Genomic DNA, 14,020 nt, shown 5'->3' with positions numbered 1-14,020 from the left:
TGGGGTATGTCTATCTCCAACACCCACCCCTTGCGGGCCCCCCGGGGCGGGTCCCCGGGACGGCGTCCGGGGCCGGGCCCACCGCCGGGATCACTTAGGCCAGCTGCTCTCGATGCCCTGGAGCACCGGGGCGGTCGCCTTGCCGTTCAGCCAGTCGACCATGCCCTTCCAGAACGTTCCCGCGCCGACGGCGGCCGGCATCAGGTCGGATCCGTCGAAGCGGAAGACGCCGGTCTTGTCCTGCAGGAGCTGGACGGAGAGCTTGTCGATCGGGCTGGCGACGTTGGCGATGTCCAGCTTGTTGTTCGCCGTGACCCAGTTGCCGAGCTTCGCGCGGCTGTTCACGTACTCGGCGGAGGCCAGGTAGGTCTGCACCGCCTGCACCTCGGGACGGTCGGCGTAGGCGACGACGAACTCGCCCGCGCCCAGCACCGGCTTGCCCTTGGCCGCGTCGATGGCCGGGAAGTAGAAGGCGAACGCGTCGCCGTCCTCGGCCACCTTGGTGCCCTCGGGGAACTGGTTGGCGTAGAACGACGCCTGTCGGTGCATGGCGCACTTGCCGGTGGTCACCGGCAGGCCCGCCTCCTGGAAGGCGGTGGTGGTGATGCTCTTGACGCCGCCGAAGCCGCCGTTGACGTACTTCTCGTTCTTGAGGATGCTGCCGGCGCGGTCGACCGCGTCGACGATCTTCGGGTCGTTGAACGGGATCTGGTGGGTGGTCCACTGGTCGTAGACCTCGGCGCCCGCCGTACGCAGGAGGACGTCCTCGATCCAGTCGGTGGCCGGCCAGCCGGTGGCGTCACCGGACTCGACGCCCGCGCACCACGGCTTCATGCCACTGGCGGCGATCTTGTCGCTCAGGGCGATGAGCTGGTCCCAGGTGGTCGGAACCTCCCAGCCCTTCTCCTTGAACGTCTTGGGCGAGTACCAGACGAAGGACTTGACGTTGGCGCCGAGCGGCACGCCGTAGAGCGTCCCGTTCACGGTGCCGTACTTCAGCCAGTCGGCCGGCATGTTCTGCTCGGCCAGGGCCTTGGTGTCGGCGCCGAGGGACTTCAGCTTGCCGGCGTCCGCGAACCGCTTCACGAGGCCCGGCTGGGGCACGAAGGCGATGTCGGGCGCGTTGCCGCCGTCGACCCGCACGGGGAGCTGGGCCTCGAACTCGCCGCTGCCCTCGTACGCGATCTCGATGCCGGTGCAGTCGGTGAACTGCGACCACGAGCGCTCGAGCAGGTCGGCCTCGGCGTCACGGATGGACGCGTAGATGGAGACCTTCTTGCCGTCGTTGCCCTGGTACTTCTCGTATGGGGCGCACTCCGCGGAGCCCGCCTTGTCGCTCTTCTTGTCGTCACCGGTACCGCAAGCGGTGGCGCTGAGCGCCAGCCCGAGCACACCGGCGATCACGAAGGCCTGGCGTGGTCTGGTAAAGACCGCCATGCCGTCCTCCTTCCTAGCCGGCGTGGTCTGGTGCTGGTGACCCTCGCCGGTCCGATTGGGCGTGCACACATGTAAGCGCTTGCATCCGGTCTGGTCCACCCCCTGTCAGACACGAGCGAGTAACAATCCCGAAACCTCGTGGCCGCTGGTTGGGCGCGCTCCCAGTCGGGAATCCCGCCTCTTTCGAAGATTGGCGATATCTGTCAGGCTGAGGCCACCTCATCGAAGGTTTTGAACATAGGAGGAGCTGGATGCGTAAGCGGTGGATCAGCCTGCTGGTGACGGGCCTGCTCGTCGGGGGAGTCCTCGCGCCGGCGAGCCCGGCGCTGGCCGCGCCGACCTTCAAGGTGCCGTTCCCGTGCGGCCAGTCCTGGTCGGGGCAGACCCGGTCGGATCACAGCCCGGCGAACGCGGTCGACTTCAACCGCACCGACGACGTCGGCGACCCGGTGGTGGCCAGCGCCCCCGGTACGGTCGACCGGGTGACCGACCTCGGTGGCACCAGTTACGGCAAGTACGTCCGGATCGACCACGGTGGCGGCTACACGACCTACTACGCCCACCTCCAGGGCTTCAACGTCTCGGTGGGGCAGACCGTCGGCTACGGCAAGGTGATCGGCTGGGTGGGCAGCACCGGCGGATCCACCGGCCCGCACCTGCACTACGAGCAGCGCCTCAATGGCAGCGACATCAAGGTCAGGTTCAACGGCACTTTGGCCCTGTACTGGGGCACCAAGACCTACACCAGCAACAACGGCTGCTCGTCGGGCACCGGCAACGCCACGGTCGACACCAGTGGCACGCCGCTGACCGTCCGCTCCGGCCCGGGCACGGGCTACGCCTCGGTCGGCACCGTCTCCGACGGCACCCGGGTGACCATCGCCTGCCAGACCAGCGGCACCACGGTCACCGGCACGTACGGCACCAGCTCGATCTGGGACCGCATCGGCAGCGGGCGCTTCATCGCCGACGCGTACGTCTACACCGGTTACGACGGCTACATCCCGGGCATCCCCCGCTGCTGAGCGGAGGCGCACGGTGGTCCCCGGTAGGCACGCGCCTGCCGGGGGCCTCGCCGGTCAGGTGTTCAGCCGCCAGATCGCCAGGTTGAGCGCGGCGGCGAACGTGACCCACGCCCAGTACGGCAGCAGCAGCGCGGTCGCGACCCGGGACACTCGGGCGAAGAGCGCCACGGTGAGGCCGATCGCCAGCCACATCACCACGATCTCGGCGAACGCCAGCCCGTACCGCCCCGCGCCGAAGAACAGCGGCGTCCAGATGGCGTTCAGGACGAGTTGCGCGGTCCACGCCCAGAGCGCGGGGGAGAAGCCGACCCGACGCCACACCAGCCAGCCGGCCAGGGCGATCAGCGCGTAGAGCACCGTCCAGACCGGGCCGAAGAGCCAGGACGGCGGTGCCCAGCCCGGCTGTCGCAGGCTCGCGTACTCGTCGGTGGTGCCCTGCACACCCAGTCCGCCGATCGCGGCCGCGACGAAGACCGCCGCCGCGAAGCCGGCGAGCGCCCAGCGCGACCGTCGGCCGGACGTGGGCCGTGCCTCGCGAGATGTCTCCATGGTCGAGATATTGCCGCTCGACCGTCGGGTCAAACCCACACAGCAGCGCCGGGGCCGCCGCGGCCGGTGCTTCTGTCGGGAGGACGAAGCTCCGGTCGCGGCGACCCCGACGGGTCCCGGTGTTCCGATGAGTTGTCAGAGGGTGCGAACGTCAATTGAAGATGCTGACACCACCCGGGCCGACCAACAGCCCGACGACGATGAGGACGATGCCCCACAGGATCTGCCGGCGGAACAGCGCGAGGATGCCGGCGACCACGAGTACGACTGCGAGAATCCAGAGAATCAGCTCCATGACCTCTGACTACCCGACCCTCCGATCGGGGAAACCTGGTCGGTGTCGAGTTGATCCCCGACATGAAAGACGCTGTACGCCTGCTTGATCACCGGGTGCGCCACATTGCGGACTCGTACGCCTCCAGGGGTGGTGCCGCGCTCGGTGCCGGCGTGGGCGTGCCCGTGCACGGCCAGCGCCGTGGGCGCCGAGTCGATCGCCTGCCCGAGCTGGTACGACCCCAGGAACGGGTAGATCTCCAGCGGCTCACCGACCAACGTGTCCGGGACTGGCGAATAGTGGGTCAGCGCGACGAGCATGTCGCAGTCCAGCGAGCGCAGGGCCGCACCGAGGCGCTCCGCGCTCTCGTTGGTGGTCCGGACGAACGACTTCATCTCCGGCTCGCCGAAGTCGCTCGCGCACCGGCCGGCGAACCCTCCGCCGAAGCCCTTCACGCCGGCGATGCCGAGCCGGCCGCCCGCGCAGTCCAGCACCACGCCGTCGCCCTCCAGCACGGTGATGCCCGCGTCCTCAAGCACCTTCACGACCTGCGGCACCTGGTCACACTGGTGGTCGTGGTTGCCCAGCACGGTCACCACCGGCACGGCCAACCCGCCGAACTCCTGCGCCACGCAGCGCGCCTCGGCCTCGGTGCCGTGCCGGGTCAGGTCGCCGGCCAGCAGCAGCACGTCGGCGCACTCCGGCAGCTCCTCCAGCGCCGGGCGGAACCGGCCGACCACGTCCTCGTCCAGATGCACGTCGCCCACGGCGGCGATCCGGATCACCATGAAACCTCCCTCAGGGCAGTTGCTCGATCTCCGTGGGCGCCTGGGCGCGGATCACACCGATGTCGCTGGAGATCGGCACGTCCGGGAAGCGCTCCGCCACCCGGCGCAGGATCTCCTCCCGCCGGTGCGCGCTCTCCACCTCGCCGTACAGCACGAGGGTGTCCTCCCGGCGGATGACGGTGATCCCCTGTTCGGCGACAGCCGGATCCTCGGTGAGCAGCCGTTGGATCTCCGCTTCGACGTACTCGTCGGGTGGCGCCGCGCCACCGGCCTGATCGCTCGTCACGGTGTCTCCTCTCCTGCCGTGGTGCCGGGCTCGGGCACCACCTCCAGCCGGTCCAGCAGCACCAGGAACGCCTCGGCGTACGGCGAGTGCTGCGTCTCCTTGCGTACCCGTTCCCAGTCGATCTGCTCCCGCAGCGACCGGGCCAGTGGCAGGCCGCGGGCGAAGTCGCAGTAGTGCTGGGAGAAGCTCAGCAGCTTGTGCACCATGAGCTGGGTGGCGGAGAGGACCGGCATGTGGATGGCGTCCACCGGCCGCACGACGGTGTCGGCGAACGTCTCCTCGGTCACCGGCGTCTCGATCGGCCGGTGGATCAGATCCACCATCCGCCCGTCGTCGAAGACCTTGACCAGCCAGTCCTCCGGCGGCCGCTCGGCGCGGAAGCCCGCTGCCACGAGCGCCTCCAGGGACCGCTCGACGTCGGCCTCGCGGATCAGGAAGTCGACGTCGTGGTCGCTCGAGTGGCCGCCGTGGGCGTAGACGGCGAAGCTGCCGCCCAGGGCGAACGGGATCTCGGACTGCTTGAGCACGGCGGCGACCTTCTTGAGGGTGTGCACCAGACTCTCGTCCCCGCGCTCAGCCATCTGGATCTCCCGTCGGTCGTGTTGGTGGACAGGCGGTTGGATTCGAACTCCCGTACCCGGCATTCCGGTCGCCCACACCTGCTGTCGTCGCGCTCGGGTGCCAACGGGGACAAACAGCCACAAAAAGCGCGGCGCGCAAGCATCGGTCGGATATTCTGTCGAGGGTGGCCAGATCATCGGGGATGCGACGCGGCCGAGCCCGATTGCGCACCGTCGCCCTGATCGGCATCGACGGCTCGGGCAAGACCACGCAGGCACACCGGCTCGCCGACGCGCTGACCGCCGCCGGCCGCCCCGCGACGTACCGCCGCAACGCCAGCGGGCGTCGCTGGCTCGGCCGCGTCGCGCACCGGCTCGGCCTCCCGGACGCCCAGCGGCTCGTCGGGCGCGACGGCGTGCTCGCGGTGGAGTCCGTGCTGCGCTGGCTCGCCATCGCCGTGGCCCTGCTCAGTTGCCTGCTCACCGGCCGCACGGCGGTGATGGACCGCTACTCGGCCTGCCAGTACGCCAGCATCCGCGCGCACGGCGGGCACCGCTGGGAGCGTCTGGCCCGGGCCGGCTACCGGCTGTTTCCGACGCCCCAGGTGACCTTCCTGCTCGCCGTCGACCCAGCCGTGGCGTACCAGCGCATCGAGGAGCGCGGCACCGACCACGAGTCGATGGGTTGGCTCACGGCGGCGGACACCGCCTACCGGACCCTGCCCGAGTACCCGAGCTTCGTCCTCGTCGACGCGGGCCGCTCGACCGAGGAGGTGACCGAGCAGATCCAGGCGCACCTGGCGACCTGGCTGCGCTCGGACGTCCGCCCGGATCCCACAGGTGCAGCGGCGGAGGGACCGCCGCCCCCCGACGAGCCGCAGCCGGCGCCCCCGCCCGCGTCGGCGCAGGCGGCGCCCCCGCCCGCCGCGCCGCCGCAGGAGCGCACCGGGCGCGGCGAGGTCGCGTCCCTGCTCGTTCAGGCGCGTCCGTAGACCGGAACGCTGGCCCCGGTGGTCGGCGCGGAGTCCGTCGAAGCGAGGAAGCGGATCACCGGCGCGATCTCGGCAGGCGTGACCCAGCGGGAGTGGTCGGCGTCGGGCTGCGCGGCCCGGTTCGCCGGGGTGTCGATGACGCTGGGCAGCACGGTGTTGCAGCGCACGTTGCGGGAGCGGTATTCGACCGCCACCGCGTTGGCGAACGCCAACACCGCAGCCTTGGCCGTGACGTAGCCGGCCGCTCCGGCGAACGGGGTGAGGGCCGCACGGGCCGAGACGCACACCACCGCGCCGCCACCGGCCGCGACCAGGTGCGGCAGCGCGGCCTGGGTGACCAGGTAGGTGGGTCGCAGGTTGACGGTGAGCATCCGCTCGAACTCCTCGACAGGTGTCTCGTGCACCAGGCCACCGCTCGCGTACCCGCCGACGAGGTTGACCACCGCCCGCAGCGGCGCCGCGGGGTCGCCGACGGCGGCCTCGACGACGCGGGCCGCGCCGGCCGGATCGGTCAGGTCCGCGACGAGCGGGACCACCCCGTCCGCCGCCGGCTCCGAGCCGGGCCGGGCGGCCCGCTGCGGTACGACCACCCGCCAGCCCGCCTCGACGAACGAGGCGACGACCGCCCCGCCGAGCCCACCCGTGCCTCCGGTCACCACCACGCTGCGCTCCGCCATGCGCCACACGCTAACGCGTCCACCGGGCGGGGTGCTGTCTGCCGAGAGCAGAGGGATTCGTCTTTCTGGTCGGCCTCGGCGCAGGATCGGCGGATGCGGATCCTGATTCTCGGTGGCACCCGGTTTCTCGGCCGGGCGGTGGCCCGGCTCGCCGTGGCGCAGGGCCACGACGTGACCTGCGCGGCTCGGGGCGTGTCAGGTGTCGTGCCGACCGGTGCGCGGTTCGTGCCGGTCGACCGCGACGACCCCGAGGCGCTGGTGCCGCTCGCCGGCGCCGGGTTCGACGCGGTGGTGGACGTGACCCGCCAGGTCAGCCATGCCCGGCACGCGCTCGCCGCACTTGCCGATCACGTCGGCCACTGGTCGTTCGTGTCCACGATCTCGGTGTACGCGGACAACACCACCCCGGGTCAGACCGCTGCGGACGCGCCGCTGCTGTCGCCCGCCCCGCCGGACGTGGACGCTCCGGTCGGCCCGGACCACCGCTGGTACGGCGAGTGCAAGGTCAGCATCGAGCGGCTGGTCCGCGAACTGAGGGGCGCGCGGCCGTCGTTCATCTGCCGGGCGGGGCTGATCGTCGGCGCGGAGGACCCGAGCGACCGCTTCCCGTACTGGGTGCGCCGGTTGGCGCGCGGCGGGGAGGTCTCGCGCCCGGACGGCCGACCGACCGGGTGCAGTTCGTGGACGTCGCCGACCTGGCCGGCTGGCTGCTGCACGCCGCCGACTCCCGCCTCGCCGGCACCTACGACGGCATCGGCCCGGCGATGTCCCGCGCCGATCTGCTGACCGGTGTGGCGGCCGGTCTGGGTGCCACCGACGCGCGCCTCACCTGGATCGATCAGGACTTCCTGTCGGCCCACGACGTACGCGAATGGTCGGGGGAGCGGGCGTTGCCGCTCTGGGTGCGGCTGCCGGAGTCGGCTGGCCTGATGGACCGGGACGCCCGGCCGGCACTGGACGCGGGTCTGACGGTCCGTCAGTTGTCCGACACCGTTCGGGCGACAGTGTCCTGGATGACAGCGCGGCCCGACGCCGTACGGCAAGGTGGACTCGACCCGGCGGATGAGGCGGCGATTCTCCAGGAGTGGCAGGCTGGGCGGAACGCGTGATCCCGGTCGTCGACACTTTTCCCACTACATGTGGTCATGGTTGACGCTCACGCCTCGTGAAAGTAAGTTTCATCCGTGGCGAAGAGTCCGAAGATTTCTGCGAGTCACGAGCCTGGTGGGCTGATCGTCCACATCAGCGGGCTGTTGCCATCGCTGTCGCCCGCCGAGCAGCGGGTCGCCCGGCTGGTCGTGTCCGATCCGGCCGCTGCCGCCCGGCGGACCATCACCGACCTCGCCACCGCAGCGGAGACGTCGGAGGCGACAGTCATCCGGTTCTGCCGGTCGGTAGGCATGGACGGCTATCCACAGCTGCGGATCCGGCTGGCAGCCGAGGCCGCCCGCCGCATCGAGCCGCCGGACGCCCGGGTCGTCGGCGGCGACATCCCGCCCGGCGCGGACCTCGCCCAGATCATCGCCACCATCGCGTTCAATGACGCCCGAGCCGTCGAGGAGACCGCCGAGCAGCTCGACCCGGCCGTCTGCGAGCAGGTGGTCGAGGCGATCGCGGGCGCGGGCCGGATCGACATCTACGGCGCCGGCGCCAGCGGCTTCGTCGCCTCCGACTTTCAGCAGAAGCTGCACCGCATCGGGCGGATCGCCTTCTACTTCCCGGACGTGCACACCGCGTTGACGTCGGCCGCCCTGCTCGGCCGCGGTGACGTCGCGGTCGGCATCTCGCACACCGGCAGCACCTCCGACGTCATCGAGGTGCTGGAGCAGGCCCGGACGCGGGGCGCGGTCACCGTGGCGCTGACCAACTTCCCGCGCTCGCCGATCACCGAGGTCGCGGACTTCGTGCTGACGACCGCGGCCCGCGAGACCACCTACCGCTCCGGAGCGACGGCCAGCCGGCTCGCCCAGCTCACCGTCGTCGACTGCCTCTTCGTCGGGGTGGCCGCCCGCAACCGGTCCCGGGCCCGCAAGGCCCTGGAGGCGACCGCCGAGGCGGTTCAGTCGCACCGGGTGGGTGCCAGTCGGAGGCGGGCATGACGCCCGGTTCGGTGGAGCCGGACGAAGACATGTCAGCACCGCCAGCCCGCCCGACGGTCCGGGTGGGAGCGCCCACCGAACGGCGCAACCCCCTCAGCGCGGACCTCGACCTGATGTCGACCCGGGACGTGCTCACCGTGATCAACGAGGCCGACCGGCGGGTGCCGGCGGCTGTCGCCGCGGTGCTCGACGAGATCGCCACCACAGTCGACCTGGCGGTGGCGGCGTTGCGCGGCGGGCACCGGGTGCACTACTTCGGGGCCGGCACCTCCGGCCGGCTGGGCGTGCTCGACGCGGCCGAGCTGGCTCCCACCTTCAACTCGCCCCGGCACTGGTTCTGCGCCCATCTGGCCGGCGGCCCGGACGCCATGTGGCGGGCCGTGGAGGACGCCGAGGACGACGACCGGAACGGGGCGGACGAGGCTGCCGGTTGTGTGCGCGCCGGTGACCTGGTGGTCGGTCTGGCGGCCAGCGGACGCACCCCGTACGTCCTCGGGGCGCTCGCCGCGTCCCGCGCCGCGGGCGCCTCGACGGTGCTGCTGTGCGCCAATCCGGAGGCGGAGGCCGCCCGGTCGGTCGACGTGTTCATCGGGGTGGACACCGGACCCGAGGTGGTCACCGGGTCGACCCGGATGAAGGCGGGCACCGCGCAGAAACTGGTGCTGAACACGTTCTCGACCGCCGTCATGGTGCGCCTGGGTCGGGTCTACTCGAACCTCATGATCGATATGGTGGCCACCAACGCGAAGCTCCGGGGACGAATGATCTCGATCCTGGTCGAGGCGACCGGCTGCTCGGAGGAGGTCTCCCGGCGGGCCCTCAACGAGGCCGACGGCGACCTGAAGACGGCGCTGGTCTCACTGGTCTCCGGAGCCGAGGTGGCGGCCGCCCGAGCCGCCCTGGCGCGCTCCGCCGACCAGGTTCGCGGGGCTCTCGCCCTGCTCGCCTCCTAGCCCGTACCGCCTGGGAAGCGAACGGGGCTCCGGATTGTTCATCGGGGCGGGGGGTAATAACACCCCCGTGGATGAACCGACGGCTCCATCGCTGCGTATCTGGCAGTGACCAGGATCGCAGCACGGAGGTGACCCGGGTCGCTGTGCCGGCACAGCGGGCGGTGTTGCCATGGTGCGGGCGATCAGCGATTCGTCGACCCACCAACCCGTTCGAGGTGCCCAGCGGCGAGCCACCCGACGGGTGCTGACAGCAAACATGGACCGTGCTCTCAGCAACTACTCAGGCATTCGTGACACTTTCGACTCACGACATGGAATCCCCGACACGTCTCATCTGTTGTGTAGGTGTCAGCGACGGTGGGCACAGCAGAAGTTACCAGGGGCTGACCGGACGTGGGGAATGGCAAGGAACCGGGCAACCGGCGCGAGCGAGGGGACCGTGGGCAACGTGGACAAGAACATCGGCATGCGCACCGACGAGGTTGCCGAGGAGCGCGACCTGGTCGGCGTCTACCTGCACGAGATCTCCCGGACGCCACTGCTGGACGCCGCCAAGGAGGTCGATCTCTCCAAGGCGATCGAGGCCGGCCTCTACGCGGAGCACCTGCTCGGCGAGGACGCCGTCCCCGACGGTGTCGACCGGGCCGACCTGGAGCGGCTGGTCGTCGAGGGTGAGCGCGCGAAGGACCTCTTCATCCGCGCCAACCTGCGACTGGTCGTGTCGATCGCGCGTCGTTACGTGCGCTCGGGCATGCCCATGCTGGACCTGATCCAGGAGGGCAACACCGGCCTCGTCCGGGCGGTCGAGAAGTTCGACTACGAGCGTGGCTACAAGTTCTCCACCTACGCCACCTGGTGGATCCGCCAGGCCATCAGCCGGGCGATCGCCCAGCAGGAGCGCACCGTCCGTCTGCCGGTGCACCTGGTGGAGGACGTCAACCGGATGCGGAACGTGACCCGGCAGCTCACCCGTGAGCTGGGCAGCGACCCGGAGCCGGAGCAGATCGCGGCGTCGCTCGGCGTCACCGTCGAGCGGGTCAACGAGTTGCGCCGCTGGTCGCAGGACACCGTCTCGCTGGACACCCCGGTGGGCGACGACGGCGACACGAACCTCGGCGACCTGGTCGCCGACAGCGACGCGCCGTCGCCGGAGGACATCGTCCTCAGCGGGCTGGAGCGGCAGCGCATCGAGGGGTTGCTCAACCACCTCGACGACAGGTCCGCGGGCATCATGCGGGCCCGCTACGGGCTGGAGGACGGCCGCGAGCACTCGCTGACCGAGGTCGCGTCCCGCTTCTCGCTGTCCCGCGAGCGGATCCGGCAGCTGGAGATCCAGGCCCTCGGCCGGCTCCGCGAGCTGGCCCGCGCAGAGGGGCTGCAGGCAGCCTGACCTGGTAGTAATGACGGCGAACGGCCGGCGTCCGATAGGGGGACGCCGGCCGTTCGCCGTCACTGGGTCGGGCTAGCGGACCCGGCCGTAGCCGTGGATGGACATCATGTTCATGCCGCGTTTGAGCACGTTGCGACCGGCGCTCGGCGCGTCGATGACCTGACCGTCGCCCACGTACAGAGCGACGTGCCCGAGCCCGCTGTAGAAGATCAGGTCTCCCGGCCGCAGGTCACCCCGACCGATGTGGGCGACCGCTCCCCACTGCAGCCGTGCGCTGTGCGGCAGCGACCTGCCGGCCGCCCGCCAGGCCGCGAGGGTCAGTCCGGAACAGTCGTAGCCGTTCGGCCCGTCGCCGGCCCAGACGTATGGCTTGCCGATCGCCCCGAAGGCGTAGCGCACCGCCGCGCCGGCGTCCCCGGCCACTGCCGGCACGTTCCTGGCCTCGGCCTCCGCCGCCTTGGGCGCGGGTCGCTCGGTGGCGGCCCCGTACGCCTGCCGGCGCAGCTCGTACAGGTCGGCCAGGTCACTCTCGATGCGCTTCTTGCCCGCCGCCAGCTCGCGGGCCTGGGCGGCCTGCCGGGCCAGCGTGGCGTCCAGGCGTGTCTTCTCGTCGAGCAGCCGCCGCTGGTTCGCGGTGAAGCCGGAGATGCGCTCCTGGCGCTGGCGGGTCAGCTGATCGAGGGTGCCGAGCCGGTCGAGCAGAGCGACGGAGCCGCCGGGACGCAGCAGCGCGTCCGCCGTACTCAGGCCACCGCTCTTGTACGCGGTGTTGGCGAGTGCCGCGACGTCGGCGCGGCTCTGCTCGGCCTGCTGTTCCAGAGGGCCGATGCGGGCCTGTAATCGGGCCACCGCGGTCTTGTTGACCTTGATGTCCTCGGTGAGCTTGTTGTAGGACTCCACGATCCGTTCCAACTCGGCCGAGGAGGTCTCGATCCGGTGGGTCAGGTCGGCGGGGGACGGCTCGGCGTGGGCCACCGCCGTCGGGGCGATCAGTGCGGCCGACATGCCGGCCAGCACCGCGGTACGCAGCAGGGTTCTCAGGGATGACAAGAGCGAAGGGCCCCTCTCCCACGGTCGCCGACGGGGCTGCTGACGCCCTCGGCGACACCGGCCGGGGCCACCCGGGTGGACGGCACTGGGCCGGACCGGCTCGCCCAACCTAACCCGGGACGGTTGTGCCGCGCAGTTGAAGCAGGGGCGAATGTTGGCGAAGTGGCGGGAAGTGCCGCTGCTGTCGGTGACACCAGCGGGGCTGCTGACGCGGAACGGGGGATCGTCGTGAGTCCCTTTTCGCATTCACTGACCGATATCTGACTTTCGTCGTTCCGGGCGTATGCCGTCGGATGACCTCCGCCAATATCCGATAAAAGCTGAAATGGATGCTGTTTCGCGACGATGTCCCCCGGTCGGGTGAGCAGGTCGGAATCGTAAATGCCCAGGTGGAGTGGCGGTGCCCCAACACAATGGAGCCGCAGCCGGGAATCCCGTCCCCGGGCAGCGATGCCCGGCCACGGACCGAACCCGGCAGACCGCCCCACGGGAGGAACCGTGAATCGTGAAGGCGCAAAGACGCGACCGCAACGAACGGTGCCCGGAGCCAGGTCCACGCTGCTGTACGCGCGGCCCGGCATCATCGTCACCGTCGACCGGTTCACCGTCGGCCGCACCAGCTATCGCATCGTCGACCTGACCCACCTACGCACCACCCGGGGCCCGCACGACCGCATCGCCGTCCGGGCCGTGGTGATCACCGCATCCATGATCGGCGTGGTCGGCCTGCTCCTCGGCTTCAGCGGCGGCCTGCAACGGTTGACCGCCGAGGCGTACCTCATCCTCGGGGCGGTGCTCCTGCTGCCGGCGGCACTCGCCCTGGTCGGGGACCGCTGGCGCCCACCGCCGTACGAGCTGTGGGGATGGCATCGGGGCGCCGAGGTGCTGCTGTTCACCGCCGACGACGAGAGGCAGTTCGGCCAGGTCACCCGGGCGCTGCTGCGTGCCCGGGAGGTCAACCGGTACGGCGGCTGGGTCGACCCGCTCGCCTCGGCCGACCCCTGGCGGCCGAACCGCTGATCAGACCCGACGGTGGTGTGCCTGGCCCTGCTCGGCCCCCGGCGGCCGGTCAGCTGGCGACCGGCTCCGGCGTACGGGTCGCGGGCCGGTCCAGCCAGGCGGTGACGCGACGCTCGGCGTAGAACGAGACGAACGGCACGGTGCCGGCGAGCATCACCAGGAGCATCCGCTTCAACGGCCAGTCGGCCCGGCGGCTCAGGTCGAACGCGGCCACCAGGTAGATCATGTAGAGGAAGCCGTGCGCCGGCCCGACCGTCTCCACCACCACCGGGTTGTCGAACGCGTACTTCAGTGGCATGCCGACAACTACCAGCAGGATCAGCACCACGCCCACGATCCAGGCGATCACGCGGTACCGGGTAAGGGCTGCGCCCACCTTCGTCCGTCCTTCCGAGCCCCGGCTCAGCCGGGATAGTCACCGGGCCGGGCGCCCGGATTGGCGTTCAACCATGACAGGTAGTCGTTGTAGGCGGCCAGGTCGGCGTCGTCGCCGCGCGTCGCGTCGACCGGCACCCGGGCCACCCGCACCGGTCGGCGTACCGCCGGACGGGAGCCGACGGTCGCGGCCGGCGGCGGCTCGACGGCGGGGTCCGCCGGTGGCTCGGCGGCCACCTCCGCGCTGCGGCGGGCCAGCCGCACCTCGCGCCACCAGACGTACACCACGAAGCCGGCGAAGATCGGCCACTCGACGGCGTACCCCCAGCTGAGGTTGTTGCCGGCCGTGGCCCGGCTGATCTGCCACCAGCCCAGCCCGAGGAAGCCCACGACCAGCACGACCATGGCCACGTGACGTGCGATCCACGCCGGGGTCCAGAGCCACCTCATGGCGTCGAGGGTACCGGGAACGACTGCGGTCTCCGACACCGTGTCGTAGGTGCCACGTGGGTCCGATGGTTTGGCGTCACCCGGTGTGGGCATCC

General features: G+C 70.8%; 18 protein-coding genes. 8 read left to right on the top strand and 10 right to left on the bottom strand.

Annotation, left to right across the window (positions count from 1 at the left end):
• Positions 1-90: 90 nt before the first annotated feature.
• Positions 91-1,437: an ABC transporter substrate-binding protein gene (locus tag ACLQ27_RS07285; protein ID WP_234582084.1), complete on the bottom strand. Its 1,347-nt coding sequence runs from the start codon at positions 1,435-1,437 to the stop codon at positions 91-93.
• Between the two features lie 251 nt (positions 1,438-1,688).
• Here ACLQ27_RS07285 and ACLQ27_RS07280 point away from each other — a divergent pair, with 251 nt between their 5' ends.
• Entirely contained in the window at positions 1,689-2,462 is a 774-nt protein-coding gene (locus tag ACLQ27_RS07280) for a M23 family metallopeptidase (RefSeq protein ID WP_357575731.1), read from the top strand.
• A gap of 54 nt (positions 2,463-2,516) precedes the next feature.
• Here ACLQ27_RS07280 and ACLQ27_RS07275 read toward each other — a convergent pair whose 3' ends face one another.
• The 5 genes from ACLQ27_RS07275 to ACLQ27_RS07255 all read right to left on the bottom strand — a co-directional run bounded on the left by ACLQ27_RS07275 (position 2,517) and on the right by ACLQ27_RS07255 (position 5,003).
• A complete protein-coding gene (locus tag ACLQ27_RS07275; protein ID WP_357496094.1) occupies positions 2,517-3,011 on the bottom strand; it encodes a TspO/MBR family protein in 495 nt (164 codons plus the stop codon).
• Positions 3,012-3,162: 151 nt separating this feature from the next.
• Positions 3,163-3,306: a GPGG-motif small membrane protein gene (locus ACLQ27_RS07270; RefSeq protein ID WP_007464364.1), complete on the bottom strand. Its 144-nt coding sequence runs from the start codon at positions 3,304-3,306 to the stop codon at positions 3,163-3,165.
• On the bottom strand, positions 3,297-4,073 hold the full coding sequence (locus ACLQ27_RS07265) for a metallophosphoesterase family protein (RefSeq protein WP_234582087.1): 777 nt from the start codon (positions 4,071-4,073) through the stop codon (positions 3,297-3,299). The genes ACLQ27_RS07270 and ACLQ27_RS07265 overlap by 10 nt, the downstream gene beginning before the upstream one ends.
• Positions 4,074-4,083: 10 nt before the next feature.
• Positions 4,084-4,359 (bottom strand): hypothetical protein, encoded by a 276-nt coding sequence (locus ACLQ27_RS07260; RefSeq protein ID WP_234582088.1) that lies wholly within the window; start codon positions 4,357-4,359, stop codon positions 4,084-4,086.
• Positions 4,356-5,003 (bottom strand): nucleotidyltransferase family protein, encoded by a 648-nt coding sequence (locus tag ACLQ27_RS07255; protein WP_255786510.1) that lies wholly within the window; start codon positions 5,001-5,003, stop codon positions 4,356-4,358. The genes ACLQ27_RS07260 and ACLQ27_RS07255 overlap by 4 nt, the downstream gene beginning before the upstream one ends.
• Positions 5,004-5,122: 119 nt before the next feature.
• On the opposite strand from ACLQ27_RS07255, the gene ACLQ27_RS07250 reads away from it, so the two are divergent.
• Positions 5,123-5,911 (top strand): dTMP kinase, encoded by a 789-nt coding sequence (locus ACLQ27_RS07250; protein WP_357575748.1) that lies wholly within the window; start codon positions 5,123-5,125, stop codon positions 5,909-5,911.
• Here ACLQ27_RS07250 and ACLQ27_RS07245 read toward each other — a convergent pair.
• Positions 5,896-6,588: an SDR family NAD(P)-dependent oxidoreductase gene (locus ACLQ27_RS07245; protein ID WP_357496099.1), complete on the bottom strand. Its 693-nt coding sequence runs from the start codon at positions 6,586-6,588 to the stop codon at positions 5,896-5,898. The genes ACLQ27_RS07250 and ACLQ27_RS07245 overlap by 16 nt on opposite strands.
• Before the next feature lie 93 nt (positions 6,589-6,681).
• On the opposite strand from ACLQ27_RS07245, the gene ACLQ27_RS07240 reads away from it, so the two are divergent.
• The 5 genes from ACLQ27_RS07240 (at position 6,682) to ACLQ27_RS07220 (ending at position 11,030) form a co-directional block, all read left to right on the top strand.
• Entirely contained in the window at positions 6,682-7,374 is a 693-nt protein-coding gene (locus ACLQ27_RS07240; RefSeq protein ID WP_425866026.1) for an NAD-dependent epimerase/dehydratase family protein, read from the top strand.
• Positions 7,269-7,697 (top strand): hypothetical protein, encoded by a 429-nt coding sequence (locus ACLQ27_RS07235; protein WP_425866024.1) that lies wholly within the window; start codon positions 7,269-7,271, stop codon positions 7,695-7,697. Before ACLQ27_RS07240 ends, ACLQ27_RS07235 begins: the two co-directional genes overlap by 106 nt.
• 75 nt (positions 7,698-7,772) lie before the next feature.
• Positions 7,773-8,687, top strand: a complete 915-nt coding sequence (locus ACLQ27_RS07230) for a MurR/RpiR family transcriptional regulator (RefSeq protein WP_234582093.1) — start codon at positions 7,773-7,775, stop codon at positions 8,685-8,687.
• Positions 8,684-9,640, top strand: a complete 957-nt coding sequence (murQ, locus tag ACLQ27_RS07225; protein ID WP_374109243.1) for an N-acetylmuramic acid 6-phosphate etherase — start codon at positions 8,684-8,686, stop codon at positions 9,638-9,640. Before ACLQ27_RS07230 ends, murQ begins: the two co-directional genes overlap by 4 nt.
• Positions 9,641-10,040: 400 nt before the next feature.
• Entirely contained in the window at positions 10,041-11,030 is a 990-nt protein-coding gene (locus ACLQ27_RS07220) for a sigma-70 family RNA polymerase sigma factor (protein WP_083915936.1), read from the top strand.
• Positions 11,031-11,102: 72 nt separating this feature from the next.
• On the opposite strand, the gene ACLQ27_RS07215 is transcribed toward ACLQ27_RS07220, so the two are convergent.
• Positions 11,103-12,080, bottom strand: coding sequence for a C40 family peptidase (locus tag ACLQ27_RS07215; protein WP_374109244.1), 978 nt, complete (start codon positions 12,078-12,080; stop codon positions 11,103-11,105).
• A gap of 537 nt (positions 12,081-12,617) precedes the next feature.
• Between ACLQ27_RS07215 and ACLQ27_RS07210 the strand changes: the two genes are divergently transcribed.
• Entirely contained in the window at positions 12,618-13,100 is a 483-nt protein-coding gene (locus ACLQ27_RS07210) for a DUF6232 family protein (protein ID WP_425866021.1), read from the top strand.
• A gap of 49 nt (positions 13,101-13,149) precedes the next feature.
• Here ACLQ27_RS07210 and ACLQ27_RS07205 read toward each other — a convergent pair whose 3' ends face one another.
• Positions 13,150-13,476, bottom strand: coding sequence for a DUF3817 domain-containing protein (locus ACLQ27_RS07205; RefSeq protein ID WP_234582096.1), 327 nt, complete (start codon positions 13,474-13,476; stop codon positions 13,150-13,152).
• 26 nt (positions 13,477-13,502) lie between these two features.
• Positions 13,503-13,925 carry a hypothetical protein gene (locus ACLQ27_RS07200; protein WP_425866019.1) on the bottom strand — a complete coding sequence of 141 codons (423 nt, stop codon included), beginning with the start codon at positions 13,923-13,925 and terminating at the stop codon, positions 13,503-13,505.
• Positions 13,926-14,020: the final 95 nt, after the last annotated feature.

This window comes from Micromonospora sp. DT63, assembly GCF_049841615.1.
Taxonomy (GTDB): Bacteria; Actinomycetota; Actinomycetes; order Mycobacteriales; family Micromonosporaceae; genus Micromonospora.
The sequence above is the reverse complement of the archived record's forward strand: the minus strand, read 5'-3'. Positions and strand labels throughout refer to the sequence as shown.

Excerpts from the sequence above, each read along its gene's own strand:
- murQ (WP_374109243.1), top strand. The coding sequence starts at position 8,684 with ATGACGCCCGGTTCGGTGGAGCCGGACGAAGACATGTCAGCACCGCCA.
- ACLQ27_RS07270 (WP_007464364.1), bottom strand. The coding sequence starts at position 3,306 with ATGGAGCTGATTCTCTGGATTCTCGCAGTCGTACTCGTGGTCGCCGGC.
- ACLQ27_RS07220 (WP_083915936.1), top strand. The coding sequence starts at position 10,041 with ATGGCAAGGAACCGGGCAACCGGCGCGAGCGAGGGGACCGTGGGCAAC.
- ACLQ27_RS07280 (WP_357575731.1), top strand. The coding sequence starts at position 1,689 with ATGCGTAAGCGGTGGATCAGCCTGCTGGTGACGGGCCTGCTCGTCGGG.
- ACLQ27_RS07265 (WP_234582087.1), bottom strand. The coding sequence starts at position 4,073 with ATGGTGATCCGGATCGCCGCCGTGGGCGACGTGCATCTGGACGAGGAC.
- ACLQ27_RS07200 (WP_425866019.1), bottom strand. The coding sequence starts at position 13,925 with ATGAGGTGGCTCTGGACCCCGGCGTGGATCGCACGTCACGTGGCCATG.
- ACLQ27_RS07240 (WP_425866026.1), top strand. The coding sequence starts at position 6,682 with ATGCGGATCCTGATTCTCGGTGGCACCCGGTTTCTCGGCCGGGCGGTG.
- ACLQ27_RS07285 (WP_234582084.1), bottom strand. The coding sequence starts at position 1,437 with ATGGCGGTCTTTACCAGACCACGCCAGGCCTTCGTGATCGCCGGTGTG.
- ACLQ27_RS07250 (WP_357575748.1), top strand. The coding sequence starts at position 5,123 with ATGCGACGCGGCCGAGCCCGATTGCGCACCGTCGCCCTGATCGGCATC.
- ACLQ27_RS07255 (WP_255786510.1), bottom strand. The coding sequence starts at position 5,003 with ATGCCGGGTACGGGAGTTCGAATCCAACCGCCTGTCCACCAACACGAC.
- ACLQ27_RS07275 (WP_357496094.1), bottom strand. The coding sequence starts at position 3,011 with ATGGAGACATCTCGCGAGGCACGGCCCACGTCCGGCCGACGGTCGCGC.
- ACLQ27_RS07245 (WP_357496099.1), bottom strand. The coding sequence starts at position 6,588 with ATGGCGGAGCGCAGCGTGGTGGTGACCGGAGGCACGGGTGGGCTCGGC.